The following is a 25,526-nucleotide window of genomic DNA, read 5'->3' as shown; positions in this document are numbered from 1 at the left end:
TGGCGTAATCACTAAAAATTTTGTTGCCCGGAGTCACCATGCCACGCTCATTACACCAGACTGAAACCGATCTTAACGCCGCTAATCTGCTGCGTTTACCTGCTGAATTTGGCTGCCCGGTATGGGTTTATGACGCGCAAATCATTCGCGCGCAAATCGCTAAACTTCGCGCCTTCGACGTGGTGCGCTTTGCGCAAAAAGCCTGCTCGAATATTCATATTCTGCGTCTGATGCGTGAGCAGGGCGTGAAGGTCGATTCCGTTTCGCTCGGTGAGATCGAACGTGCGCTGGCGGCGGGTTACGATCCGCACACGCACCCGGACGATATCGTCTTCACCGCCGATGTGCTGGACGAGGCGACTATCGCGCGGGTGAGCGAACTGGGTATCGCAGTGAACGCCGGTTCGGTGGATATGCTGGAACAGCTTGGCGCGGTTTCGCCGGGCCATCGCGTCTGGTTACGCGTTAACCCTGGTTTTGGTCACGGCCACAGCCAGAAAACCAACACCGGCGGCGAAAACAGTAAGCACGGTATCTGGTACAGCGACATGGCGGATGCGCTGGCGGTAATGCAGCGCTACCAGTTGAAACTGGCGGGCATTCATATGCACATCGGTTCCGGCGTGGATTATGGCCATCTGGAGCAGGTGTGCGGCGCGATGGTGCGCCAGGTGGTCGATTTCGGCCAGGATCTGCAGGCGATTTCCGCAGGCGGTGGTTTGTCGATTCCCTATCACGAAGGGGAAGAGCCGGTGGATACCGCACATTATTACGGGCTGTGGAACGCGGCGCGCGAGCAAATCGCTAAACATCTCGGGCACGCGGTGAAACTGGAGATCGAACCGGGTCGCTTCCTGGTGGCGGAATCTGGCGTACTGGTTTCCCAGGTGCGCAGCGTGAAAAACATGGGCAGCCGCCACTTTGTGCTGATCGACGCCGGTTTTAACGATCTGATGCGCCCGGCGATGTACGGCAGCTACCACCACATTACGGCGCTGGCCGCCGATGGCCGCGATCTTCGTCATGCGCCACTGATTGATACTGTGGTTGCCGGGCCGCTGTGTGAATCCGGGGATGTCTTTACCCAGCAAGAGGGCGGAAAGGTGGAAACCCGCGCGTTGCCGGAAGTGAAAGCCGGGGATTATCTGGTGCTGCATGATACAGGAGCGTATGGCGCGTCAATGTCATCGAACTACAACAGCCGCCCGCTGCTGCCGGAAGTGTTATTCGATAACGGCGTCGCGCGTTTGATCCGCCGCCGCCAGACCATCGAAGAACTGATCGGTCTTGAGCGGCTCTAAGCCTTGCAGCCCGGTCCCACCGCTACCGATTCACGCAACACCAGCGTGCCGGTAAACGGTGGGATCGCGGCGATCTGTTCGTTGTTCACCAGCTTTATCGCCTGATCGATCGCGGTGGTGATCATGTTGTCGATGGGCAAATAGACCGTCGACAGGCCCGGCTCCAGCCAGCGTGCGCTCGGCGCGTCATCAAAGCCGAACAGCGAAATATCCTGCGGAATACGCAAACCCGCCTGCCAGATGGCCTTTGAAGCACCCAGCGCCATATCGTCGTTACAGGCGAACAGCGCGCTGAATTTTACCCCTTCCTGCAACATCTGCTGGCACAGCTCATAGCCGCGCGTCATCGTCGAGTCACCGTATTTTACTTTGTCGGGATCCCAGCGAATGCCGTGCTTTTCCAGCGCCTTGCGATAGCCCATCAGCCGCGCCTTACCGGTTGGCGTGTGGATTGGCGCGGTAATACAGGCGATATCCCGGTGATGTTGTGTAATCAGGTAATCCACCGCCTGGAACGCCGCGTCCTGCTGCTCGAAGAAGACGCATTTATCGTGCGCCTGGAATAACTCGCGGTTGATGACAATCAGCGGCATTGGCGTGGCGTCAATCAGCGCTAAGATCGCCTTTTCACTCATAAACCGGGTGTAAAGAATAATGGCGTCGCAGCGCCTGTCCGCCAGCATCTGCACCGCCAGCTCTTCGCGCTCGGGCGTATCGTGACCATCGGTGACAATCAGCTGTTTGCCGTGCAATTCCGCCTGGCGCGACGCTTGCTGCAATAAGCGGCCGAAATAGAAACCATCAAAGCTGGAGACCACCAGGCCAATGCTGTTGCTGGTGCGGTTTGCCAGCGAGCGGGCAAGAAAATTGGGGCGATAGTCCAGCTCCTCCATCGCCTTAAAAACCTGATTGCGGGTACTCTCTTTTACCTGACCCGTACCATTCAGCACGCGGGAAACCGTTGCTTTCGAAACGCCCGCGCGCAGTGAGACATCCAGCATTGTGACCATGACGAGTTCTCGTTTCGCGTAATGAAACGCAGTTTACCACACTCACTTCACGGGTTAAGGCCAGCCGTTACGGTTTGCGCTAAGTGCAGGAAATCCCTGCGAAGCGTAAGGTGGTATGCCAATGTCGTTATCCGTCTCGTTTTGGAATACCAGTAAGCGGGTTGGGAGGCTCGTCACAGAACTTTCAGCCATGCATAGCTATTTTTGGTATGCCAAATGGGACTGTGCTGTATCCCTGCATCGATAAAAAGCCCCTTACTGAGGTGTTAACTCATGGCCCTACAAGAAAAGCTCATCGATTCTCTGGGTAGTTTTGCGACAAAGTTCAACAGCTATCGCTATATCATGGCGATCAAAGCCTCGTTTATTACCCTGATGCCGGTGATCATCGTCGGCGCATTTTCCGTCCTGATCTCCAACATGGTGCTGGATCCGAAAAACGGCCTCGCCAGCTTCCAGTCGCTCTCCTTTCTCGCGGCGTTAAAGCCGATCACCAGTGCGATTAACTACGCCACGCTGAACTTTCTCAACATTGGCGCGGTGTTCTTAATCGGTATTGAACTTGGGCGTATCAACGGTATTAAGACGCTGTTTCCCGGTTTGCTGGCGGTGATCTGTTTTATCTGCGTCACGCCAACCACTGTGGAAATGCTGGTCGACGGGCAGATGCATGTGGTGAAAGACGTGCTGCTGCGCCAGTTTTCCGATACCCGTAGCCTGTTCCTCGGCATGTTTATCGCTATTTTGTCGGTGGAAATTTACTGCTGGCTGGAAAACCGCGACGGGCTGAAGATCAAAATGCCGGACACCGTGCCGCCTAACGTTTCGGCTTCGTTTTCCGCGCTGATCCCGGCGATCATCACCACCACCGTGATTGCCACCTTCGGTTTTGTTTTCCACCAGGTGACCGGCATGTACCTGTATGACGCCGTTTATCAGGTGGTGCAGCAGCCGCTGGAGCGCGTGGTGCAAAGCCTGCCGGGCATTTTATTGCTGATGTTTGTAGCGCAGCTGTTCTGGGTTATCGGTATTCACGGCAACCAGATGATTAAGCCTATCCGCGAACCGCTGCTGCTGGGCGCGATCACCGTCAATATGAGCGCCTTTGAGCAGGGCAAAGAGGTGCCGAACATCATCACCATGCCGTTCTGGGATGTTTATATGAGCATCGGTGGCTCGGGTTTAACCATCGGCCTGCTGATCGCGGTGATGATCGCCACCAAGCGCAAAGAGATGAAAGAGATCGCCAAACTCTCTATTGGGCCCGGGGTATTTAACATTAACGAACCGGTGATTTTCGGCATGCCGATCATGCTCAACCCGATCCTCGCGATCCCGTTCATCATCACCCCGCTGGTGACCGGCTCGATCGGTTATTTCGCCACGGTGACCGGTTTTGCCGGGAAAGCAGTGGTGATGGTGCCGTGGACGACACCGCCGTTGATCAACGCCTGGCTGTCAACCGCCGGTTCAATGGGCGCGGTAGTGACGCAACTTATCTGCATTATCACTTCCGTCATTATCTATCTGCCGTTTGTGAAAATTGCTTCTCGTCGCGCCGAACAAGCGCAATTGCAAGCCGAAGCCACTAACAACGCCTGAGGATGGAATGAGCACGAAAACAATTGCGATACCGCCGTCGTTTATCCTGGGCGCGGCGGCCTCAGCCTGGCAAACCGAAGGCTGGACAGATAAGCGTGAGGGCCAGGATTCCTGGCCCGATCTCTGGTACAAAAACGATCGTCATGTCTGGCACGACGGCTACGGCCCGGCGGTGGCGACCAACTTCTACCAGCGCTTTCGTGAAGATGTGCAACTGATGAAACAGGCGGGGCTGACCCACTATCGCACCTCGATCAACTGGTCGCGCTTTCTCACCGATTATGAAAACGGCGTGGTCGATGAACGCTATGCCGCGTATTACGACGAACTGTTTGACGAGATGCAGCGCCACGGCATTGTGCCGATGATCTGCCTGGAGCATTACGAACTGCCGGGTTATTTGCTGGAAACCTATGGCGGCTGGGCGTCAAAAAAAGTGGTTGAGCTGTACCTGTTGTATGTCGAAAAGGTGTTTGCGCGTTTTCACCATAAAGTGACCCGCTGGTTCACCTTCAACGAGCCGATTGTGGTGCAAACCCGCGTCTACCTTGACGCGCTGCGCTGGCCTTATGAGCAGAACACCGGCACCTGGATGCAGTGGAATCACCACAAAAACCTGGCCACCGCGAAAGTGGTGAAGCTGTTTCGCGAGAAGGGTTATCAGGGCACCGTGGGCTGTATTCTCAACCCGGAAGTCACCTACCCGCGTTCGCGCGCGCCGCACGATGTACTGGCCGCCGAACGCTACGATCTGTTCTATAACCGCGTGTTTCTTGATCCGATGGTGAAAGGCCACTATCCGCCGGAGTTGTTCCGGTTGCTGGAAAAACACCAGGTCGCGTGGGATTACAACGAGGAAGAGCTGGCGATCATCCGCGATAACACGGTGGATGAGCTGGGCATTAACCTTTACTACCCGCACCGTGTAAAAGCGCCGTCGCGCGCCTGGCACACGGAAACGCCTTTCCACCCGGCGTACTACTACGAGCCTTTTGAGTTGCCGGGTAGAAAAATGAACACATCTCGAGGCTGGGAGATCTTGCCGGAAATCATCTACGACATGGCGATGCGCCTCAAAAATGACTACGGCAACATTCCTTGGTTTGTTGCTGAAAGCGGCATGGGTATTGAGAACGAAGGGCAGTTTCGCAACGCGGCGGGCACAATTGAGGATGATTACCGCATTGATTTTATTGCCGCGCATTTATACCAGACGCTACGCGCCAGAGAAGCGGGTGCGAACTGCCAGGGGTACATGCTGTGGGCGTTTACCGATAACGTCTCGCCAATGAACGCATTTAAAAACCGCTATGGCCTGATTGAGATTGACCTGCAAAACAACCGCGACCGCCGGCCGAAAAAGTCTGCTGGCTGGTTTCGCAAGCTGCGCGACGAACGCCAGCTGACCCTGACTATTGATGACGAATGGAAATAAGGAGCCACCATGAAACGTATTGTGTTGTGCTGCTCTGCCGGGATGTCCACATCGCTGGTGGTGACCAAAATGGAAAAAGCGGCGGCCGAGCGCGGCCTTGAGCTGAAGATCTACGCCATTGCTGAGCAATCCCTGCGCGATGAGCTGCAAAGTTATGCCGCCGAGATCACCGCCGTGCTGTTGGGGCCGCAGGTGCGTTTTAAGCTGGCGGAAAATAAAAAATTAACCGACGAATATGGCATTCCGATTGATGTGATCGATTCGGTGGCGTACGGCACCTTAAACGGCGCGAAGGTTCTCGATCAGGCGTTGGCTTTGGTAAGATAGCGCCGACAGGCCGGGGCGCCCGGCCTGCGCGATAACTCAGACTTGCAGGTGATATTGTGGAGAAGGCCGTCGTCCCGCCGGAAAAAAAACAGTACCAGGAGATTGGCGAAGATTTACGCGAGCAGATAATCCAGGGGCATTACCCCGTGGGCTCCCGCCTGCCGCCGGAGCGCAATATCGCCGAAAAATATGGCGTTAGCCGTACCATCGTGCGTGAAGCGCTGTTGATGCTTGAATTGCAAGGCACGGTGGATATTCGCCAGGGCTCCGGCGTTTATGTGATGCGTATTCCGCAGGAGCATGAAAACGAAGAGGAGCGCTTTTTAAGTAGCGATGTAGGCCCGTTTGAGATCTTACAGGCGCGTCAATTACTGGAGAGCAATATCGCCGCCTTTGCCGCCAAAATGGCGACACGCGCGGATATCGATAATCTTCGGCGCATTCTTGAGCAGGAGCAGCGCGCCATCGCGATGAACGACACGTCGCAGGACAACAGCAAAATGTTCCACCTTGTGCTGGCGGGCGCCTCGCAGAACCAGATGTTGCTGGCGACGGTGGAAAGTATCTGGCACCACATGGACAGCAGCCCGCTGTGGCAACAATTCAATGTGCATATTGCCAGCCGCCCCTATCGCCTGAAATGGCTGGGCGACCGGCAGACCCTGCTGGCGGCGCTACGTCGCCGCGATGTGATGGGCGCATGGCAGGCGATGTGGCAGCATCTGGAAAATGTCAAAAAGAGCCTGCTGGAGCTTTCCGACGAGGATGCGCCTGACTTTGACGGCTACCTGTTTGAATCAGTACCGATTTTTCAGGGCAAGATCGTATGAAGATTATTCCTCTGTACGACGCGCCACACTTTGCAGACCAGGTGGTGGACTGGTTATGGCGTGAGTTTGGCGACTCGCTACCGCGTGATTTCTTCGCCAGTATCATTGCCCACAGCCAGCGGCCCGGGCAGTTGCCGCTTACTTTTGTGCTGGTGGATGAGGATCAACTGCTGGGGACTGTTGGGCTGTGGCGCTGCGATTTGATCAGCCGCCAGGATCTGTTCCCGTGGCTGGCGGCGCTGTATGTGAAAGAGAGCGCGCGCGGGCAGGGGCTGGCCGGGCAGTTACAGCGCCATGTTATCGAGCAGGCGAAAGCGATGGGTTTTCAGGAGCTGCACCTTTACTCGGCGTGTCGCGATTTTTACGAACGTTTTGGCTGGCGCTACATTGGCGACGGTCTCGACTATCCGGACAAGACCGTGCACCTTTATCGCTACTCTTGCGGCGCAATCACCGAATGACGACGCACCAGCGTTGGATTAAACAGGTGCGTGATTTCCGGCAGCGGACGGTTTTCCGCCAGCGCCAGCGCCAGCTCGGCGGCCTGTGTTGCCATGGTGACAATCGGGTAGCGCACGGTGGTTAAGCGCGGGCGCACATAGCGCGACACCAGCACATCATCGAAACCAATCAGGGAAATCTCACGCGGCACCTCAATGCCGTTGTCATTCAGCACACCCATCGCGCCAGCGGCCATCGAATCGTTATAACAGGCGACGGCGGTAAAGTTACGCCCACGACCGAGCAGCTCGGTCATCGCCTGTTCACCACCGCTTTCATCCGGCTCGGCAAACGTCACCAACCGGTCGTTGCAGGGCAAACCGTTCTCTTTCAGCGCATCGTAATAGCCCTGTAGTCGGTCTTCTGCATCAGAAATCGCGTGGTTGGAGCAGAGATAGCCAATTTTCGTGTGGCCCTGCTGGATCAAATGGCGAGTCGCCAGCCAGGCACCGTAACGGTCATCAAGCGCGACACAGCGTTGTTCAAAACCCGGCAAAATACGGTTGATTAATACCATGCCCGGCATCTGTTGCATTAACGAGGCAAGTTCATCGTCCGGAAGGGTTTTGGCATGAACGACCAGCGCCGCGCAGCGGTGGCGAATCAGTTGCTCGATGGCTTTACGCTCTTTCTCTTCGTTATGGTAGCCATTACCAATTAATAAGAAATTGCCTGTGGCCGAAGCCACTTGTTCCACGGCTTTCACCATGGCGCCGAAAAAGGGATCGGAAACATCGCCCACCACCAGACCTACGGTTTCGGTGGACTGTTGCGCCAGCGCGCGGGCATTGGCATTCGGGTGGTAATTGAGCGCATCCATTGCGCTTTGCACCGCCTGGCGCGAGGATTCGCTCGCTTTTGGCGAGTCGTTTATCACGCGGGAAACTGTTGCGACCGAAACTCCTGCCAGCCGCGCGACATCTTTAATAGTCGCCATTACGCACCTTCCTTTGGGTAAGCGTTTACACGCTGCATAGTGTTACGGAAAAGAGACGCCTAATCAAGGAAGCTGCCCGGCAGGTATCTGCAAACGTGAGCTGACGCGAAGGAAATCAGTGAAAGCGTTACACGCGGGAAATTGCAGAGTAATTCAGGCACAACCTTTAGTTACACTTTGCGAAGGGCTGTTTCGATTGTCTGCTGGTGGCGGGTATCCCCCCGTGACAGAGTAGAACTCCCAGAGGTATTGATAGGTGAACGTAGCCCCCAGGGTTGCACACTCGAATTACACCAACCTGCGCAGATGCGCAGGTTTTTTTTACCTTCAGTCTGTAACAGTAATCGCGAATGGACACACCTCGTTTCACTTCGGCTCACTCTCTTGCTTTTTCCTGCTGGTGAGGCGCGGTGGCGCACGCGACAATCAAAGTCCCAGAGGTATTGATTGGTGATTTATTCGGTACGCTTTTCGTACTCATTTCTTGCACCAACCTGCGCGGACGCGCAGGTTTTTTTTCGCCCGCGTTTTAACCCGCCGCACTTCTCATGTAATCTGCCACAATTTGGTAACGTACTTAATTGACTGGCAAAAGGAGTTGAAATGCTACTGGGCTTTTTCCGCGGCCTGTTCCGTGTGTTGTTTCGCGTACAACTGACCGGCAACACGCAGGCGCTGCACGGTGAACGTGTGCTCATTACCCCCAACCACGTCTCTTTTATTGATGGCATTTTACTGGCGTTATTCCTGCCTGTTCGCCCGGTTTTCGCGGTCTACACCTCCATCAGCACCCAGTGGTATATGCGCTGGATAAGCTCAATTATTGATTTTGTGCCGCTGGATCCGACCAAACCGATGTCGATTAAACATCTGGTGCGACTGGTGGAACAGGGCCGTCCGGTGGTGATTTTCCCGGAAGGACGCATTTCGGTTTCCGGCTCATTGATGAAAATTTACGACGGCGCAGGGTTCGTGGCGGCAAAATCCGGCGCGACGGTGATCCCACTGCGCATTGACGGCGCGGAGCTAACCTACTTCAGCCGCCTGAAAGGGCTGGTGAAGCAGCGCCTGTTCCCACGTATTACCATGCATATTCTGCCGCCTACACATCTGCCGATGCCGGATGCGCCGCGTGCGCGTGACCGTCGTAAGCTGGCGGGCGAAATGCTGCACCAAATCATGATGGAAGCGCGCATGGCCGTGCGCCCGCGCGAAACGCTGTTCGAAGCGTTGCTTTCCGCGCAGTATCGCTATGGTGCGAATAAGCCCTGTGTTGAAGACATCAATTTCACACCGGATAGCTATCGCAAGCTGCTGACTAAATCGCTGTTTGTTGCCCGTATTCTGGATAAATACAGCGCGCCAGGCGAGAAAATCGGCCTGATGTTGCCAAACGCCGGGATCAGCGCGGCGGTGATTTTCGGCGCGATTGCGCGTGCGCGCATCCCGGCGATGATGAACTACACCGCCGGCGTGAAAGGGTTGAGTAGCGCCATTACAGCGGCGCAGATCAACACCATCTTCACTTCCCGTACTTTTATGGATAAAGGCAAGCTGTGGCATCTGCCGGAGCAGCTCACGCAAGTGCGCTGGGTTTACCTGGAAGATCTGAAAGGCGATGTCAGCTGGGAAGACAAGCTGTGGATTTTCCGCCATTTACTGACGCCATTAAAAGCGCAACTGCCGCAAAAACCGGAAGATCCGGCGCTGATCCTCTTTACCTCTGGTTCTGAAGGCAACCCGAAGGGCGTGGTGCACAGCCACAAAAGTTTGCTGGCGAACGTTGAGCAGATCAAAACCATCGCCGATTTCACCGCCAACGACCGCTTTATGTCGGCGCTGCCGCTGTTCCACTCGTTCGGCCTGACGGTGGGGTTATTCACGCCGTTATTTACCGGCGCGGAGGTGTTTCTTTACCCGAGCCCGTTGCACTACCGCATTGTCCCTGAACTGGTGTATGACCGTAACTGCACCGTGCTGTTTGGCACCTCGACGTTCCTTGGCAATTATGCGCGTTTTGCCAACCCGTATGATTTCTTCCGCTTACGTTACGTGGTTGCCGGTGCTGAAAAATTGCAGGACAGTACCCGCCAGCTGTGGCAGGACAAATTTGGTCTGCGCATTCTCGAAGGTTACGGCGTGACCGAGTGCGCGCCAGTGGTATCCATCAACGTGCCGATGGCGGCGAAACCGGGCACCGTCGGGCGGATCTTACCGGGGATGGATGCGCGGCTAATGGCCGTGCCGGGCATTGAAGACGGTGGTCGCCTGCAACTGAAAGGGCCCAACGTGATGACCGGCTATCTGCGGGTGGAAAACCCTGGCGTGCTGGAAGCGCCCGCTGCGGAAAATATCAATGGCGACATGGAAGCGGGCTGGTATGACACCGGCGATATCGTGCGTTTTGATGAACAGGGCTTTGTGCAGATTCAGGGGCGCGCGAAGCGTTTTGCCAAAATCGCCGGGGAGATGATCTCGCTGGAGATTGTCGAACAACTGGCGCTGGCGGTTTCGCCGGAGAAACTGCATGCCACGGTGGTGAAGAGCGATGCCAGCAAAGGCGAAGCGCTGGTGATGTTCACCACCGACAGTGAGCTGACGCGCGATAAGCTGCAACAGCAGGCGCGGGCGCAGGGCGTGCCGGAGCTTGCCGTGCCGCGCGATATTCGCTTCCTGAAACAGTTGCCGGTGCTGGGCAGCGGCAAACCTGATTTTGTGACGTTGAAAGGCATGGTTGAAGAGGATGAACCCGCGCATGCGTGAGTCAGTAAGCACTAACTCCTCGCTGTGGTCGCGGGGGATGATGGCGGTGATTGCCGCGCAGTTTCTCTCGGCGTTTGGCGACAACGCGCTGCTGTTCGCCACGCTGGCACTGCTGAAAGCAGAGTTTTATCCCGACTGGAGCCAGCCGATTTTGCAGATGGTGTTTGTGGGCGCTTACATTCTTTTCGCGCCCTTTGTCGGGCAGGTCGCCGACAGCTTCGCCAAAGGCCGGGTGATGATGTTCGCCAACGGTCTGAAACTGATTGGCGCGGCGAGTATTTGCGTCGGCATCAATCCGTTTGTCGGTTATCTGTTAGTCGGCATTGGCGCGGCCGCCTATTCCCCGGCGAAGTACGGCATCCTCGGTGAAATCACCACCGGCGATAAGCTGGTGAAAGCCAACGGTTTGATGGAGTCGTCGACCATCGCCGCCATTTTACTCGGCTCTGTCGCGGGCGGCGTGCTGGCCGACTGGCATGTGCTGGCGGCGCTTGGTGTTTGTGCGCTGGTGTATGCGGGGGCGGTGGGCGCGAACCTGATGATCCCAAAATTGCCGGCGGCGCGTCCGGGGCAATCCTGGCGCTTTGCCCCGATGACCTCCAGCTTTTTCAGCGCCTGTAAAAGCCTGTGGCGCAACGGTGAAACACGCTTTTCGCTGGTCGGCACTAGCCTGTTCTGGGGCGCGGGCGTGACGCTGCGTTTCCTGCTGGTGCTGTGGGTGCCGGTGGCGCTCGGGATCACGGATAACGCGACGCCAACGTATCTTAACGCGATGGTCGCCGTCGGGATTGTGGCCGGTGCCGGGCTGGCGGCGAAGCTGGTGACGCTGGAAACTGTGGCGCGTTGTATGCCTGCTGGCATTCTCATTGGCGTGGCAGTGGTGCTGTTTTCATTGCAACACGCATTACTGCCAGCGTACGGCGTGCTGATGCTGATCGGCATGTTGGGCGGTTTCTTTGTGGTGCCGTTGAATGCGCTGTTGCAAGCTATTGGCAAAGAGTCCGTTGGCGCGGGGAATGCGATTGCGGTGCAGAACCTCGGCGAAAACATGGCCATGCTGCTGATGCTGGGCCTGTACTCGCTGGCGGTGAAAGCGGGTGTGCCGGTGATTGGCACTGGCGTTGGCTTTGGGGTAATTTTTGCGCTGGCAATTGCGGCGCTGTGGATCTGGCAGCGCCGCCGTTAACCGTTACGGTGCCGGGTAGGTGTAAACCTGATGCACCGCTTCGATCTCAGCCAGAACGTCTGCGCTGAGATCGAGATGCAAACTTTCCACGTTGGTTTTGAGTTGCTCCATCGTCGTCGCGCCCAGCAGGGTGCTGGCGACGAAGGGCTGACGCCGCACAAAAGCCAATGCCATTTGCGCCGGATCCAGATTGTGGCGCTTCGCAATATCCACATACGCCGCGACCGCTTTTTGCGCCTGCTCACCGCTGTAACGCGTAAAGCGGCTAAACAATGTATTGCGTGCGCCAGCGGGTTTCGCGCCGTTGAGATATTTGCCGGTCAGCGTGCCGAACGCCAGACAGGAGTAAGCCAACAGCTCGACACCTTCATACTGGCTCACTTCCGCCAGACCCACTTCAAAGCTGCGGTTTAACAGGCTATACGGGTTCTGAATGGTCACAATGCGCGGCAATTCATGTTTTTCCGCCAGTTGCAAATAACGCATGACGCCAAACGCGGTCTCATTCGAGACACCGATATAGCGGATTTTCCCGGCGCGCTGGCACTCGGTCAGCGCCTCCAGCGTTTCCAGCAGCGTCACGACCGGCGCGCTATCAACTCAACTGTAACCCAACTTGCCAAAGCAGTTGGTTGGGCGCTGCGGCCAGTGTACCTGGTAAAGATCCAGATAATCGGTTTGCAGGCGCTTTAAGCTGTCATCGAGCGCGACGCGGATGTTTTTGCGATCCAACGCCTGGTTCGGGCGAATACCGCTGTCGTTATTACGGCTTGGGCCGCTGACTTTGGAGGCGATAACCAGCTTTTCACGGTTGCCGCGTTTCGCCAGCCAGTTGCCGACATAGGTTTCCGTCAAACCCTGCGTTTCCGGACGTGGCGGAACAGGGTACATCTCTGCAACGTCAATCAGGTTGATACCCTGGCTGACGGCGTAATCGAGCTGTGCATGGGCGTCGGCTTCGCTGTTTTGTTCACCAAACGTCATTGTGCCCAGCCCCAGGGTGCTTATTTCAAGCGAACTGTGGGGGATACGGTGATACTGCATAGCCGGCTTCCTTAAAAGTACAACGTCAGTTGAGCTGACAAAGGAATATAAACATGGCAGAGGGGAGGAAAAAGGGAAAGAGAAAAATCAAATAAAGGCCAGCAGGTGACTGACCTTTATAGCAATTTCTTAGCGTTCAATAATCTGGGATACGTCATCGCGGTTAATCTGCATTTTATTACCCTGCTGATCGCGGTAGCTGACCAGCCCGGTATCATCGTCAATTTCCGGTTTACCGTCCGTCAGGATCATCCTGCCGTCTTTTGTCGCCATCACGTAATCACTGCTGCATCCGGAAACGGCGAAAGCCAACCCCACTGCGGAAATAATCACTGCCCATTTCTTCATCGTTCTGATCCTCTGGTGGCATGCATCTGACAACAAGTTTAGTAATAACGTGCTGTCTGGAGACGAAAAAGCAGGATAATCTGAAAAAAGTCGTTAAAGGCAGATCAAAGATAAAAAACGCTCCCCCTGTTGAGGAAGCGTTTTGTTTACAGCGGATTCTTCTTGTTTCGCATCAGGTTGAGCGTTTCAACCGCGATGGAGAAGAACATAGCGAAGTAGATGTAACCTTTCGGCACATGGATGGAGACGCTTTCCAGAATCAGCGTAAAGCCGACGAGGATCAAAAACGACAGCGCCAGCATTTTGACCGACGGGTGGCGATCAACAAACTCGCCAATCGGACGCGCGGCAAACATCATCACGCCAACGGCGATAACCACGGCCGCCATCATAATGAACAGATGATCGGACAGCCCCACCGCCGTGATCACCGAGTCGAGACTGAAGATAATATCCAGCAGCATAATCTGCACAATCGCGCCAAAGAACGAATGCACATTGGTCTTCAGTCCTTCCTCTTCCCCTTCGATTGATTCGTGGATCTCTTTACTCGCTTTCCAGATAAGGAACAGGCCGCCGAGGAACAAGATCAAATCGCGGGCGGAAACGCTGTGATCAAACACGCTGAACAGCGGGTGTGTCAGCCTTGTTACCCAGGCAATGGATGCCAGCAGCAACAGCCGCATGATCATCGCCGCAGCCAGACCTAACCGACGTGCGTGATTACGCTGCGCGGTAGGCAGCTTCGCAACCACCAGAGAGAGGAAGATAATATTGTCGATCCCTAAAACGATCTCCAGCAGCGTCAGCGTACCGAGCGCGAGCCAGGCGTTGGGATCGGTTACCCATGCAAATAACATCTCTATAAAGTCCTGCCAAAAAAAGAAGCGCTAATTATAAGCACCGCTGTGGCTTAGGCAAAAATTTAATGCGGTGAGAGCAAAAAGTGGCGCGCCAGCAGTGCACCGGTGAAGTTCTTTTTCAGGTAAAAGCCGCGCGGCAAGGTGAGAATGGTTTCGCCATGTTCACCAATAGCTTCCGTCAGCGCTTTACTATTGGCCGCCTTCGGCCGCAGTTGCAGAACTTCACCGTGGCGAGCGGTAATGCGGGTAACCTGGCCTAACACAATCAAGTCCATCAACTCTTCCCAGTCGAGCCGTAACTGCTGCTCTTCTTCTGCATTTGGGCTCCAGAGCAACGGCGATCCGACGCGACGATCCGCGACCGGGATCTCGCGTGAACCCTCAATCGGAATCCATAAGACGCGCTTGAGCTTATGCCGCACATGGCTGGTTTCCCACACGACGCCACTGTTGCCGGTAAGGGGAGCCACGCAAACAAACGTGGTCTCCAGCGGGCGTCCGTGGTTATCCACCGGAATGGTTTTTAGCTCAACGCCCAGCGCGGCAAAATCCTGCTCGGGTTTACTGCCTGCGCTGGCACCGAGCCACAGCTCCAGCAGGACACCTGTCCAGCCTTTATCACGCTTTAAATCACGCGGAACGGGCAAGCCGGCAAGCGCGGCCAGTTCTCCGAGCGTATAGCCCGCCAGGCGCTGCGCCTGGGCAAGCAATTGCGTTTCTGATTCAGGCGGTGAAGTGAAAGGGGCCAACGCGAACATGTCAAAAACCTTTTGTCTAAAAAGTAACCGCTAGTTTTGCACCGTAGCCAGGCAGTGTACCTTTTTCTGCGGGGTATGAGCAATTTGATGATTTATAAGATAATTTTGAGAGGATTTTGATGTGTTGCGCAACTACGTGTCGGGTTTTCCAAATCTGGTCACTGACAATAAACAGGATCTTACACCATGTTATCCACAGAAAAGTGGGATAACTGGGGAAAAGTGTCACTACTGTTTCGATTTACAGCCTTGACGTGCGATGAAAATCGAAATTCTGCACAAAATGTGCCTAACTTATTGGCATAATCTGTGGATAAATTCGGCTCTGTTCGATCTTTCATCAGCGCCTGGATCCTTAAGGTGATGATCGTCACATTCTGGTGCTATTAACGGTTGGAAACCTGTTTAACTTCATGAATTACTGTATGTTATTTCTTTCATATCAAACAGGGCTATTCAGACTGTTCCGGGTTTTCCCGGGGTAATTCCATACTTTTTCACAACTCTATCCACAGAAAAGGTGAATAAAAACCGTCGTCAGCCTCGCTTTCTGTTTATAACTTTGATGATTACTGTGAGTTATTCAAATGTTATTCGTTCGTATCCCTGTCATAGAGTGGTTTACCGTTTTCCGGGAGTGTGAAACAATCGCTTTATTCAGACTTTTTTTGAGGTAGTCCGGTGATTGATGACGATGGCTACCGCCCAAATGTGGGAATCGTAATCTGTAATCGACAAGGTCAGGTCATGTGGGCCAGGCGCTTTGGACAGCACTCATGGCAGTTCCCCCAGGGGGGAATTAACCCTGGCGAGTCCCCGGAACAAGCAATGTACCGGGAACTGTTCGAGGAAGTGGGCTTAAGTCGTAAAGATGTTCGTATCCTTGCTTCTACGCGTAACTGGTTGCGTTACAAGTTACCGAAACGTTTGGTGCGTTGGGACACAAAGCCGGTTTGTATCGGCCAGAAACAAAAATGGTTTCTTTTGCAGTTGATAGGCAACGACAGTGAGATCAACATGCAGACCAGTAGTACGCCCGAGTTTGATGGCTGGCGTTGGGTGAGCTACTGGTATCCTGTTCGCCAGGTAGTGTCGTTTAAACGCGATGTCTACCGGCGGGTGATGAAAGAGTTTGCAAGCGCGGTGATGTCGCTTCAGGAAACGCCTCCGAAGCCGCAAAGCGCGCCTGCCTGGCGACGTAAACGAGGTTAAGCCACCCATATTATGCTCACCCGACTGCGAGAAATAGTTGAGAAAGTCGCCAGCGCGCCACGCCTTAACGAAGCGCTGGAAATATTGGTTACCGACGTTTGTCTGGCGATGGAAACCGAAGTTTGCTCGGTCTATCTCGCAGATCACGACCGGCGTTGTTATTACCTGATGGCGACGCGCGGTTTAAAAAAGCCGCGCGGTCGCACCGTCACGCTCGCATTCGATCAGGGGATTGTCGGACTGGTAGGCAGGCTGGCGGAACCCATCAACCTGGCGGATGCGCAAAAACATCCCAGTTTTAAATACATTCCCTCTGTTAAAGAAGAGCGCTTTCGCGCTTTTCTTGGCGTACCTATTATTCAGCGCCGTCAATTGCTTGGCGTGCTGGTGGTACAACAGCGCGAGCTACGCCAGTATGATGAAAGCGAAGAGTCCTTTCTGGTCACGCTTGCCACCCAGATGGCGGCCATTCTCTCCCAGTCACAATTAAACGCGCTGTTTGGCCAGTATCGGCAGACGCGAATTCGCGCCTTGCCGGCAGCGCCGGGGGTTGCTATCGCTGAAGGATGGGTCGACGAAACGCTGCCGTTAATGGAGCAGGTTTATCCGGCCTCGACGCTTGATACCTCGCTTGAGCGCGAAAGGCTAACGGCGGCGCTTGAAGAAGCCGCCAACGAATTTCGCCGTTACAGCAAACGTTTCGCCGCCGGGGCGCAAAAAGAGACGGCGGCAATTTTCGATCTCTATTCGCACCTGCTTTCCGATGCACGCCTGCGCCGTGATCTGTTTGAAGAAGTCGACCGCGGCGTGGTGGCAGAATGGGCAGTCAAAACCGTTATTGAACGTTTTGCCGAACAGTTTGCTGCGCTCAACGATGGCTACCTGAAAGAGCGTTCAGGTGATTTGCGCACGCTGGGCCAGCGTTTGTTATTCCACCTCGATGATTCTATTTCCGGGCCAAACAGCTGGCCGGAGCGCTTTATCCTCGTTGCCGAGGAACTCTCCGCCACCACCCTTGCAGAGCTGCCGCACGACAGGCTGGCGGGGGTGGTGGTGCGAGATGGTGCGTCAAACTCGCATGCGGCAATTATGGTACGTGCGCTTGGCATCCCGACGGTAATGGGGGCGGATATTCAGCCCGCCGTGCTGCAACGTCGCATGTTGGTGGTGGACGGTTATCGCGGCGAGTTGTTGGTGGATCCTGAACCGGTGCTGTTGCAGGAATATCAGCGGCTTATCAGCGAAGAGAATGAACTCAGCCGCCTTGCTGAAGATGATGTGAACCTGGCCGCACAGCTTAAAAGCGGCGAGCGGGTGAAGGTGATGCTTAACGCGGGTTTAAGCCCGGAACATGAAGAGAAACTTGGCAGCCGCATCGACGGCATTGGGCTTTATCGCACCGAAATTCCGTTTATGTTGCAAAGCGGTTTCCCGTCCGAAGAGGAGCAGGTCGCGCAATACCAGGGCATGTTGCAGATGTTTAACGACAAGCCCGTGACGCTGCGTACGCTGGATGTCGGCGCGGATAAGCAATTGCCCTATATGCCCATCAGCGAAGAGAATCCTTGCCTTGGCTGGCGCGGCATTCGCATTACGCTCGACCAGCCGGAAATCTTTCTGGTGCAGGTGCGCGCCATGCTGCGCGCCAATGCGGCAACCGGGAATCTCAGCATTCTGTTGCCGATGATCACCAGCATCGACGAAATCGATGAAGCGCGCAGATTGATCGAGCGCGCCGGCCGCGAAGTCGAAGAGATGATTGGTTACGCAATTCCTAAACCGCGAATTGGTGTGATGCTGGAAGTGCCGTCGATGGTGTTTATGTTGTCGCACCTGGCGAACCGCGTCGATTTTATCTCAATTGGTACCAACGATCTGACGCAATACATCCTGGCGGTTGATCGTAACAATACCCGCGTGGCAAATATGTACGACAGCTTGCACCCGGCGGTACTGCGGGCGCTGGCGATGGTTGCCGATGAAGCAGAACGGTTAGGCATTGATATCCGCTTGTGCGGTGAAATGGCCGGTGATCCGATGTGTGTTGCCGTGCTGATTGGCCTGGGTTATCGCCATCTTTCCATGAATGGACGCTCAGTAGCGCGCATTAAATATTTGCTGCGTCGCATTGATTGTGAAGAGGCGCAAACGCTGGCGAGACGTACGCTGGATGCGCAACTGGCGACCGAAGTGCGTCATCAAATTGCCGCATTTATGGAACGGCGTGGTTTGGGCGGCCTGATTCGCGGCGGAATTTAGCCGGTTCAGGGATATACATAACTTTTACAACTTCGCCGCCACCCGCTCGCGGTGCCTTATGCTATGATTCGCAGCTTTGGAGCGACCGGCAATTGCGGTCGCGTAGGTGAACCGCTGTCCACTTTCGGCGGAATAACAACAAGTTGTGGTGACAGATGAACAGTGGCTATCTGCATTTCCCGGACTTTGATCCGGTGATTTTTTCCATTGGACCGGTTTCTCTCCACTGGTACGGATTAATGTACCTGGTGGGCTTCGTCTTTGCGATGTGGCTGGCAACGCGCCGGGCGAATCGTCCGGGCAGTGGCTGGACAAAAAACGAAGTTGAAAACCTGCTTTACGCGGGCTTTCTCGGTGTTTTCCTTGGCGGCCGCCTCGGCTATGTGCTGTTCTACAACTTCCCGGTTTTCCTGGACGACCCGCTTTATCTGTTCCGCGTATGGGACGGAGGCATGTCCTTCCATGGCGGTTTGATCGGCGTGATTGTGGTGATGATTATTTTCGCCAGACGCACCAAACGCAGCTTCTTCCAGGTTTCTGATTTTATTGCTCCGCTGATCCCGTTTGGCCTTGGCGCAGGGCGGCTGGGTAACTTTATCAACGGTGAACTGTGGGGACGCGTTGATCCGTCATTCCCCTATACCATGCTGTTCCCTGGCTCACGCGCGGAAGATATGGCGCTGCTGCCCGCGCACCCTGAATGGCAGTCAATTTTTGACACCTATGGCATGTTGCCGCGTCATATGTCACAGCTGTATGAACTGGCGCTGGAAGGCGTTGTGCTGTTTATCATCCTTAACTTGTTTATTCGCAAACCTCGCCCGACGGGCGCGGTCTCCGGCTTGTTCCTGATTGGCTACGGCGCGTTCCGTATCATCGTTGAATTCTTCCGCCAGCCTGATGCCCAGTTTACCGGCGAGTGGGTGCAATACATCAGTATGGGGCAGATCCTCTCCATTCCGATGATCGTTGCAGGCGCCATCATGATGATTTGGGCGTACCGCCATCGTTCGCCGCAACACGTTTCCTGAGGAACCATGAAACAGTATTTAGAGTTGATGCAAAAGGTGCTGAATGAAGGCACCCCGAAAAACGACCGCACAGGGACAGGCACGCTGTCTATTTTTGGCCATCAGATGCGTTTTAATCTGCAGGACGGCTTTCCGCTGGTGACCACCAAGCGCTGCCATTTGCGTTCAATTATTCATGAGTTGCTGTGGTTCCTGCAGGGCGACACCAATATTGCCTATCTTCGCGAAAACAAAGTCACCATTTGGGACGAATGGGCCGACGAAGAGGGCAATCTTGGCCCGGTTTACGGCAAACAGTGGCGCGCATGGCCTACGCCTGATGGCCGCCATATCGACCAGATCACGACGGTTATTAATCAGCTGAAAAACGACCCGGACTCACGCCGCATTATTGTTTCCGCGTGGAATGTGGGTGAGCTGGACAAAATGGCGCTGGCTCCTTGTCACGCGTTCTTCCAGTTCTATGTGGCGGACGGCAAGCTCTCCTGCCAGCTCTACCAACGCTCCTGCGATGTGTTCCTTGGTCTGCCGTTCAACATCGCCAGCTATGCGCTGCTGGTGCATATGATGGCTCAACAGTGCGATTTGCAACCGGGCGATTTTGTCTGGACCGGTGGCGACACCCACCTTTACAGCAATCATCTGGAACAAACGCGTCTGCAATTAAGCCGTGAACCGCGTGCGCTGCCGAAACTGGTTATCAAGCGTAAGCCTGACTCGTTGTTTGACTACCGTTTTGAAGACTTCGAAATCGAAGGCTACGATCCGCATCCGGCCATCAAAGCGCCTGTCGCAATCTGATTGCTAACAACATGTCATAACCGGTGCGGCAACGTACCGGTTTTTTTTATCTGATAATCGCTTCTTCGGCCCTCCTTCCACCCCGCCTGCAACTCACTGCAACATGACGTATTTCTTTCGTACGACCTCGTAACCTCTCTGTTTGCCTCTCGACCTGAATGTCTGGTGACGACACACTGCCGCCATGAAAAAAGAAGATGGCTTCACCCTGATTGAAACCCTCGTCGCAATGGTGCTGATCGTTATTCTGAGCGGAGCGGGCATTTCTGGCTGGCAGAGCTGGCAGGCACAACAGCGGCTGTGGCAAACCGCGTTGCAGGTGCGGCATTTGCTGGAACGTCTGCGCGATGATGCCAACTGGCACAACCGTTCTCAGCTGGTGTATGGCATTCGTGAAGGTGAACGCTGGTGTCTGGTGAATTCGCCGTCGCAAAACTGCGCTGTGCAGAATGTTTTCTCACTGCAGCCCCGCTGGCCTGACGTCATGCTCGTTGATGTGACACCTTCGCTAGGGTTCTTTGGTCTGCGCAACAGCGCCTGGCCGGGCAATATTCGGCTACGTAGCAGTGCAGGGGAGTGGCGGGTGGTGGTTTCGGCATGGGGCAGAATCAGAATGTGTCAGCCATCGGCGGAGAATCTATGTTAGACAGACAAAAAGGGTTTTCACTGTTGGAAACCGTGCTGGCGATGGCAATCGGCAGCGTGCTGTTACTGGCGTCTGCCCGTTTTTTACCGGCGCTACAGCTGGCGGTAACACAGCATACACGTATCCAGACGGTGGAAGATGATGTGTGGCTGCAACTGCGTGGTATCGCAAAACATCTCCAGCGAGCGGGATATTGCAATGGTAGCTGTAGCGGCCAGCCGCTGGTTATCAGTAGTAGTGGAGATTGCGTCATTGCTCAGTGGGACGCCAACAGCAATGGGCGCTGGGAGTCAGCGGGAAGCGGCGAACCGGAACAAACCGGCTTTCGGCTACAAAGTGGCGCACTCGAAATCATGCGTGGGGCAACATCTTGCAGTGGCCGGGGCTGGGAAAAAATCACCGATCCTGCCCAAATGAGCATTGAGCGGTTTCATGTCGCTCAGCGTCAGGCGCCGGGGTTTGCACCGCAGCTTTCGATCACACTCTCGGCGCGTGTTCCGGGTAATGTCGGGCAACCTTTTACCGCTGATTTAAGCGTGACCGGGTACAACTTATGAACCGGCAACGAGGGATGTCGTCACTGGCGCTGGTATTGTTGTTATTGCTATTAGGTAGCCTGATGTTGCACGGCTTAAACCTGCAATTGAGCAGTCATATCTGGCGCGTGAACAATGAAAATCAGGGGATTCGTAACGCTGCGGAAATCACTTCAGCCATGGAGTGGGCGCGTCATCAAACCTGGCCTGCACAACCCCCGCTGCAGTGCCAGCAAAGTACCGGGCAAAATGTTCGAAGTTGCTTACGCGTTTTTACCGATGGGGCCGCGCTGCTGATTGTTGCGAACGCTGAAACATCGCTGTGGCATCTGGGACGTGTGGAGGGGACGCAGGTGCATTTTTTGCCTCATGGCTGGAGTGATTTTTGTCCCCTAAAAGAGGAAGCGCTATGCCGCTTGCCGTAAACAAACAACGAGGCTTTAGCCTTACCGAAGTTCTGCTGGCTATGGTGTTAATGGTGATGGTTGTTACCGCGCTTGGCGGTTATCATCGTGCGCTGGCCTCGGGGTTTGTATCCACCAGCCAGTGGCGACAGCTATGGCGCTACGCCTGGGAACAGGCGCAACCAGAAGTATCATCGTTACCGCCAGGCTGGCAGGTTCAGCGGGGGCAGACAACCACCGGGGGATGTGTCAGCATCAACGTTACCGTTAGTTCGCCAGTGGGCAGGCAGGGGCAAATGACACGATTATTTTGCCCGAACAGTCAGTAGTCAGGAGCGCTTATGTTAAGGGTTTACCACTCCAATCGTCTGGATGTGCTGGAAGCATTGATGGAGTTCATTGTTGAGCATAACAGGCTCGACGATCCCTTTGAGCCCGAAGTAGTGCTGGTGCAGAGCACCGGCATGGCGCAATGGCTGCAAATGACGCTCGCGCAGAAGTTTAGTATTGCTGCGAATATTACCTTCCCGCTGCCCGCGAGCTTTATCTGGGAGATGTTCGTCACCGTACTGGACGGAATCCCCAAAGAGAGCGCGTTTAACAAACAGAGCATGAGCTGGAAGCTGATGTCGCTACTGCCCGGCATGCTGGAGCAAGAAGCCTTCACCATGCTGCGCCATTATCTGAATGACGACGATGACAAGCGTAAACTCTTTCAGCTCTCTTCACGCGTGGCAGATCTCTACGACCAATATCTGGTTTACCGCCCGGAGTGGCTGACGCGATGGGAAGCGGGTGAACAGATCGACGGGCTGGATGAAGCCCAGCGCTGGCAAGCACCGCTGTGGCGTGCGTTGGTGGAACATACCGCCGCGCTGGGGCAGCCACACTGGCACCGCGCCAACCTCTACCAGCGTTTTATCGATAAGCTTGAATCGGCTACGCAGCGGCCAGCCGGTTTGCCTTCGCGCGTCTTTATTTGTGGGATCTCCGCGCTGCCGCCCATTTATCTACAGGCGCTTCAGGCGCTGGGTAAGCACATTGATGTCCATCTTTTGTTTACGAATCCCTGTCGCTACTACTGGGGCGATATCAAAGATCCGGCGTTTCTGGCGAAACTGATCACCCGTAATCGTCGACATCACCGGGAAAACCGACAGTTTCCACTGTTCCGTGATACACAAAACGCCGAAGGGCTGTTCAATGCTGATGGCGAGCAGGATGTTGGCAACCCCTTGCTGGCTTCGTGGGGCAAGCTGGGGCGGGACAACATTTTCCTGCTGGCGGGCATGGAGCGTTATGAAGAGCTGGATGCTTTCGTCGACATTACGCCCGGCTCGCTGCTGCAAAATCTGAAGTACGATATCCTGGAACTGCAAAATGGTGCGGTAGCGGGCGTAACGGCAGAAGAGTTTTCCCGCAGTGATAAAAAACGGCTGCTTGATCCCAACGATCGCAGCGTAACGGTACATATCTGCCACAGCCCGCAACGAGAAGTCGAGATCCTGCATGACCGGCTGCTAACGATGCTGGAAGAGGATCCTGAACTAACGCCTCGCGATATCGTGGTTATGGTCGCCGATATCGACAGTTACAGCCCGTATATTCAGGCGGTTTTCGGTAGCGCCACCGGTGAGCGTTATCTTCCCTATGCTATTTCCGACCGACGCGCGCGGCAGGCTCACCCGGCGCTGCAGGCCTTTATCAGTTTGCTCTCGCTGCCTGACAGCCGCTTTGTCAGTGAAGATGTGCTGGCGCTGCTGGATGTTCCGGTGCTGGCGGCGCGTTTTAACATCAACGAAGAGGGGCTGCGTTACCTGCGCTTATGGGTCAATGAGTCGGGCATTCGCTGGGGAATGGACGACGATAACGTTCGCGAGCTTGAATTACCGCCGACCGGGCAGCACACCTGGCAATTTGGCCTGACGCGAATGCTGCTCGGTTATGCGATGGAAAGCCGCCAGGGGGAGTGGCAGTCGATTTTACCGTATGACGAATCCAGCGGGCTTATCGCGGAGTTAGTCGGCCACCTGGCGGAACTGCTGATGCAGCTTAATATCTGGCGTCGCGGCCTGGCTGAGGCACGGCCACTGGAAGAGTGGCTCCCGGTTTGTCGCGACATGCTCAATGACTTTTTCCTGCCAGACCAGGACACAGAAGCCGCTCTGGCGCTGATTGAACAGCAGTGGCAGGACATCATCGCGCAGGGACTTGGCGCGAATTACCACGAAGCGATCCCGCTTTCGCTACTGCGTGACGAGCTGGCTCAGCGCCTCGATCAGGAACGTATCAGTCAGCGTTTCCTCGCGGGGCCTGTGAATATCTGCACCCTTATGCCGATGCGTTCTATTCCTTTTAAAGTTGTCTGCCTGCTGGGCATGAATGATGGCGTCTACCCACGCGCACTGCCTCCGCTGGGGTTTGATCTGATGAGTCAGAAGCCGCAGCGTGGTGACCGCAGCCGTCGGGATGATGACCGCTACTTGTTCCTCGAAGCACTTAACTCTGCACAACAGCAGCTCTATATCAGCTATATCGGCCGGTCTATCCAGGATAACAAAGAGCGCTTTCCCTCGGTGTTGGTGCAGGAGCTGGTGGATTACATTGGACAGAGCCACTACTTGCCTGGCGATGCATTGCGTAATTGCGATGAAAGCGAGCAGCGGGTAAAGGCACATATTACGCATCTGCATACGCGTATGCCGTTTGATCCGGCAAACTATACGGCTGACGAGTGGCAAAGTTATGTTCGCGACTGGCTACCTGCCGCGAGTTCGCAGGGCCAGGCGCATGCCGAGTTTATTCAATCGCTGGATGAGGTGCCGCTCGAAACGCTCACGTTTGACCAGCTGCAGCGTTTTTGGGCGCATCCGGTGCGCGCCTTTTTCCAGATGCGTCTGCGCGTGAATTTCCGCCCTGAAGAGAGTGAAATTCCGGATGCTGAGCCGTTTATCCTTGATGGCCTGAGCCGTTATCAGCTCAATCAGGAGATAGTAAATACGCTGGTTGAAGAGCAGGACGCAGAGAAGCTGTTTCGCCGCTACCGCGCGGCTGGCGTACTGCCTTATGGAGCGTTTGGTGAAATCATCTGGGAAACCCAATGTCAGGAGATGCAGGAGCTGGCTAACCGCGTTATTGAATATCGCCAGCCTTCTGACAGCCTCGAAATTGACTTGCATTGTGCAGGCGTTCATCTTACCGGCTGGCTGCCGCGTGTGCAGCCAGACGGACTGCTGCGCTGGCGTCCGGCCTTGTTGAGCGTTTCGCAAGGCTTGCAACTTTGGCTGGAACATCTTGTCTATTGTGCCAGCGGTGGCACCGGCACCAGCCGCTTGTTCGTCCGCAAAGAGGGCGAATGGTGTTTCCCCCCGTTGCCTGCTGATAAGGCGCGGGAGTATCTGGCAACGCTGATTGAAGGCTACCGGGAAGGCATGATGAAACCGCTCCTGCTATTGCCGGAAAGCGGCGGTGCATGGATAAAAGTCTGTTATGACGTGGCAAATGATGCCATGGTAAAGGACGAAGAGACGTTACAAAAAGCGCAGAGTAAATTTCTGCAGGCGTACGAAGGCAATATGGTGGTGCGCGGTGAAGGCGATGATGTCTGGTATCAGCGCCTGTGGCGAACCCTTGAACCTGAGTATTACGCTGAAATTACCGAACAAGCGCAGCGTTTTCTGTTACCGCTTTATCGACACAACCAGTCCGATTGATTGTATAAAAATTGCGCGA

At 55.1% G+C, this 25,526-nt stretch carries 22 protein-coding genes and 1 pseudogene; 17 read left to right on the top strand and 6 right to left on the bottom strand.

The genetic code is table 11. The features are described 5' to 3' along the window. Positions 1-38 precede the first annotated feature (38 nt). A complete protein-coding gene (gene lysA / locus IP581_RS18695; RefSeq protein ID WP_086873588.1) occupies positions 39-1,301 on the top strand; it encodes a diaminopimelate decarboxylase in 1,263 nt (420 codons plus the stop codon). Here the strand turns inward: lysA and IP581_RS18690 are convergent. Further along, positions 1,298-2,311 carry a LacI family DNA-binding transcriptional regulator gene (locus IP581_RS18690; RefSeq protein ID WP_193821103.1) on the bottom strand — a complete coding sequence of 338 codons (1,014 nt, stop codon included), beginning with the start codon at positions 2,309-2,311 and terminating at the stop codon, positions 1,298-1,300. The two genes, lysA and IP581_RS18690, sit on opposite strands and share 4 nt — an antisense overlap. Before the next feature lie 273 nt (positions 2,312-2,584). Between IP581_RS18690 and IP581_RS18685 the strand changes: the two genes are divergently transcribed. From IP581_RS18685 to IP581_RS18665, 5 genes are read left to right on the top strand one after another with little or no spacing between them, the layout of a single operon-like run. Then, positions 2,585-3,913, top strand: a complete 1,329-nt coding sequence (locus IP581_RS18685; protein WP_017457673.1) for a PTS sugar transporter subunit IIC — start codon at positions 2,585-2,587, stop codon at positions 3,911-3,913. 7 nt (positions 3,914-3,920) lie between these two features. After that, entirely contained in the window at positions 3,921-5,348 is a 1,428-nt protein-coding gene (locus IP581_RS18680; protein WP_193821102.1) for a glycoside hydrolase family 1 protein, read from the top strand. Positions 5,349-5,357: 9 nt separating this feature from the next. Next, entirely contained in the window at positions 5,358-5,675 is a 318-nt protein-coding gene (locus IP581_RS18675; protein ID WP_086873591.1) for a PTS sugar transporter subunit IIB, read from the top strand. A gap of 56 nt (positions 5,676-5,731) precedes the next feature. Then, on the top strand, positions 5,732-6,505 hold the full coding sequence (locus IP581_RS18670) for a GntR family transcriptional regulator (RefSeq protein WP_065370137.1): 774 nt from the start codon (positions 5,732-5,734) through the stop codon (positions 6,503-6,505). Further along, positions 6,502-6,966, top strand: a complete 465-nt coding sequence (locus IP581_RS18665; protein ID WP_086873592.1) for a GNAT family N-acetyltransferase — start codon at positions 6,502-6,504, stop codon at positions 6,964-6,966. Before IP581_RS18670 ends, IP581_RS18665 begins: the two co-directional genes overlap by 4 nt. Here IP581_RS18665 and galR read toward each other — a convergent pair. Continuing rightward, on the bottom strand, positions 6,939-7,943 hold the full coding sequence (galR, locus tag IP581_RS18660) for an HTH-type transcriptional regulator GalR (RefSeq protein ID WP_097401577.1): 1,005 nt from the start codon (positions 7,941-7,943) through the stop codon (positions 6,939-6,941). The genes IP581_RS18665 and galR overlap by 28 nt on opposite strands. A gap of 603 nt (positions 7,944-8,546) precedes the next feature. On the opposite strand from galR, the gene aas reads away from it, so the two are divergent. Then, the gene (aas, locus tag IP581_RS18655) at positions 8,547-10,706 is read left to right on the top strand and encodes a bifunctional acyl-ACP--phospholipid O-acyltransferase/long-chain-fatty-acid--ACP ligase (RefSeq protein ID WP_193821101.1); all 2,160 of its coding nucleotides are present in this window, start codon (positions 8,547-8,549) and stop codon (positions 10,704-10,706) included. Next, positions 10,699-11,892 (top strand): lysophospholipid transporter LplT, encoded by a 1,194-nt coding sequence (gene lplT, locus IP581_RS18650; RefSeq protein ID WP_193821100.1) that lies wholly within the window; start codon positions 10,699-10,701, stop codon positions 11,890-11,892. Before aas ends, lplT begins: the two co-directional genes overlap by 8 nt. Positions 11,893-11,895: 3 nt before the next feature. On the opposite strand, the pseudogene IP581_RS18645 reads toward lplT, so the two are convergent. From IP581_RS18645 to mutH, 4 genes and pseudogenes are all read right to left on the bottom strand, one after another. After that, positions 11,896-12,936 (bottom strand): annotated as a pseudogene (locus IP581_RS18645) (NADP(H)-dependent aldo-keto reductase). Between the two features lie 129 nt (positions 12,937-13,065). Further along, on the bottom strand, positions 13,066-13,284 hold the full coding sequence (gene ygdR, locus IP581_RS18640) for a lipoprotein YgdR (RefSeq protein WP_007370351.1): 219 nt from the start codon (positions 13,282-13,284) through the stop codon (positions 13,066-13,068). Between the two features lie 146 nt (positions 13,285-13,430). Further along, positions 13,431-14,144 carry a TerC family protein gene (locus IP581_RS18635; RefSeq protein WP_017457682.1) on the bottom strand — a complete coding sequence of 238 codons (714 nt, stop codon included), beginning with the start codon at positions 14,142-14,144 and terminating at the stop codon, positions 13,431-13,433. A gap of 65 nt (positions 14,145-14,209) precedes the next feature. Then, positions 14,210-14,905, bottom strand: a complete 696-nt coding sequence (gene mutH, locus IP581_RS18630) for a DNA mismatch repair endonuclease MutH (RefSeq protein ID WP_086873596.1) — start codon at positions 14,903-14,905, stop codon at positions 14,210-14,212. A gap of 681 nt (positions 14,906-15,586) precedes the next feature. On the opposite strand from mutH, the gene rppH reads away from it, so the two are divergent. The 9 genes from rppH to recC all read left to right on the top strand — a co-directional run bounded on the left by rppH (position 15,587) and on the right by recC (position 25,507). Further along, positions 15,587-16,117, top strand: coding sequence for an RNA pyrophosphohydrolase (rppH, locus tag IP581_RS18625; protein ID WP_017457684.1), 531 nt, complete (start codon positions 15,587-15,589; stop codon positions 16,115-16,117). 12 nt (positions 16,118-16,129) lie between these two features. Further along, complete coding sequence (gene ptsP, locus IP581_RS18620) at positions 16,130-18,376, top strand: phosphoenolpyruvate--protein phosphotransferase (protein WP_086873597.1); 2,247 nt, start codon at positions 16,130-16,132, stop codon at positions 18,374-18,376. A 155-nt stretch (positions 18,377-18,531) separates the two neighbouring features. After that, positions 18,532-19,407 carry a prolipoprotein diacylglyceryl transferase gene (gene lgt / locus IP581_RS18615; protein WP_097401574.1) on the top strand — a complete coding sequence of 292 codons (876 nt, stop codon included), beginning with the start codon at positions 18,532-18,534 and terminating at the stop codon, positions 19,405-19,407. Between the two features lie 6 nt (positions 19,408-19,413). Next, positions 19,414-20,208 carry a thymidylate synthase gene (gene thyA / locus IP581_RS18610; RefSeq protein WP_017457687.1) on the top strand — a complete coding sequence of 265 codons (795 nt, stop codon included), beginning with the start codon at positions 19,414-19,416 and terminating at the stop codon, positions 20,206-20,208. Between the two features lie 184 nt (positions 20,209-20,392). After that, positions 20,393-20,854: a prepilin peptidase-dependent protein gene (locus tag IP581_RS18605; RefSeq protein WP_086873600.1), complete on the top strand. Its 462-nt coding sequence runs from the start codon at positions 20,393-20,395 to the stop codon at positions 20,852-20,854. After that, positions 20,848-21,411, top strand: coding sequence for a prepilin peptidase-dependent protein (locus IP581_RS18600; RefSeq protein WP_193821099.1), 564 nt, complete (start codon positions 20,848-20,850; stop codon positions 21,409-21,411). The genes IP581_RS18605 and IP581_RS18600 overlap by 7 nt, the downstream gene beginning before the upstream one ends. Then, on the top strand, positions 21,408-21,815 hold the full coding sequence (locus IP581_RS18595) for a DUF2509 family protein (RefSeq protein ID WP_097401571.1): 408 nt from the start codon (positions 21,408-21,410) through the stop codon (positions 21,813-21,815). Before IP581_RS18600 ends, IP581_RS18595 begins: the two co-directional genes overlap by 4 nt. After that, a complete protein-coding gene (locus IP581_RS18590; RefSeq protein WP_193821098.1) occupies positions 21,800-22,123 on the top strand; it encodes a prepilin-type N-terminal cleavage/methylation domain-containing protein in 324 nt (107 codons plus the stop codon). The genes IP581_RS18595 and IP581_RS18590 overlap by 16 nt, the downstream gene beginning before the upstream one ends. 12 nt (positions 22,124-22,135) lie before the next feature. Then, entirely contained in the window at positions 22,136-25,507 is a 3,372-nt protein-coding gene (gene recC, locus IP581_RS18585; RefSeq protein ID WP_193821097.1) for an exodeoxyribonuclease V subunit gamma, read from the top strand. Positions 25,508-25,526 lie beyond the last annotated feature (19 nt).

The organism is Kosakonia pseudosacchari, assembly GCF_015167415.1.
GTDB lineage: Bacteria > Pseudomonadota > Gammaproteobacteria > Enterobacterales > Enterobacteriaceae > Kosakonia > Kosakonia pseudosacchari.
The sequence above is the reverse complement of the archived record's forward strand: the minus strand, read 5'-3'. Positions and strand labels throughout refer to the sequence as shown.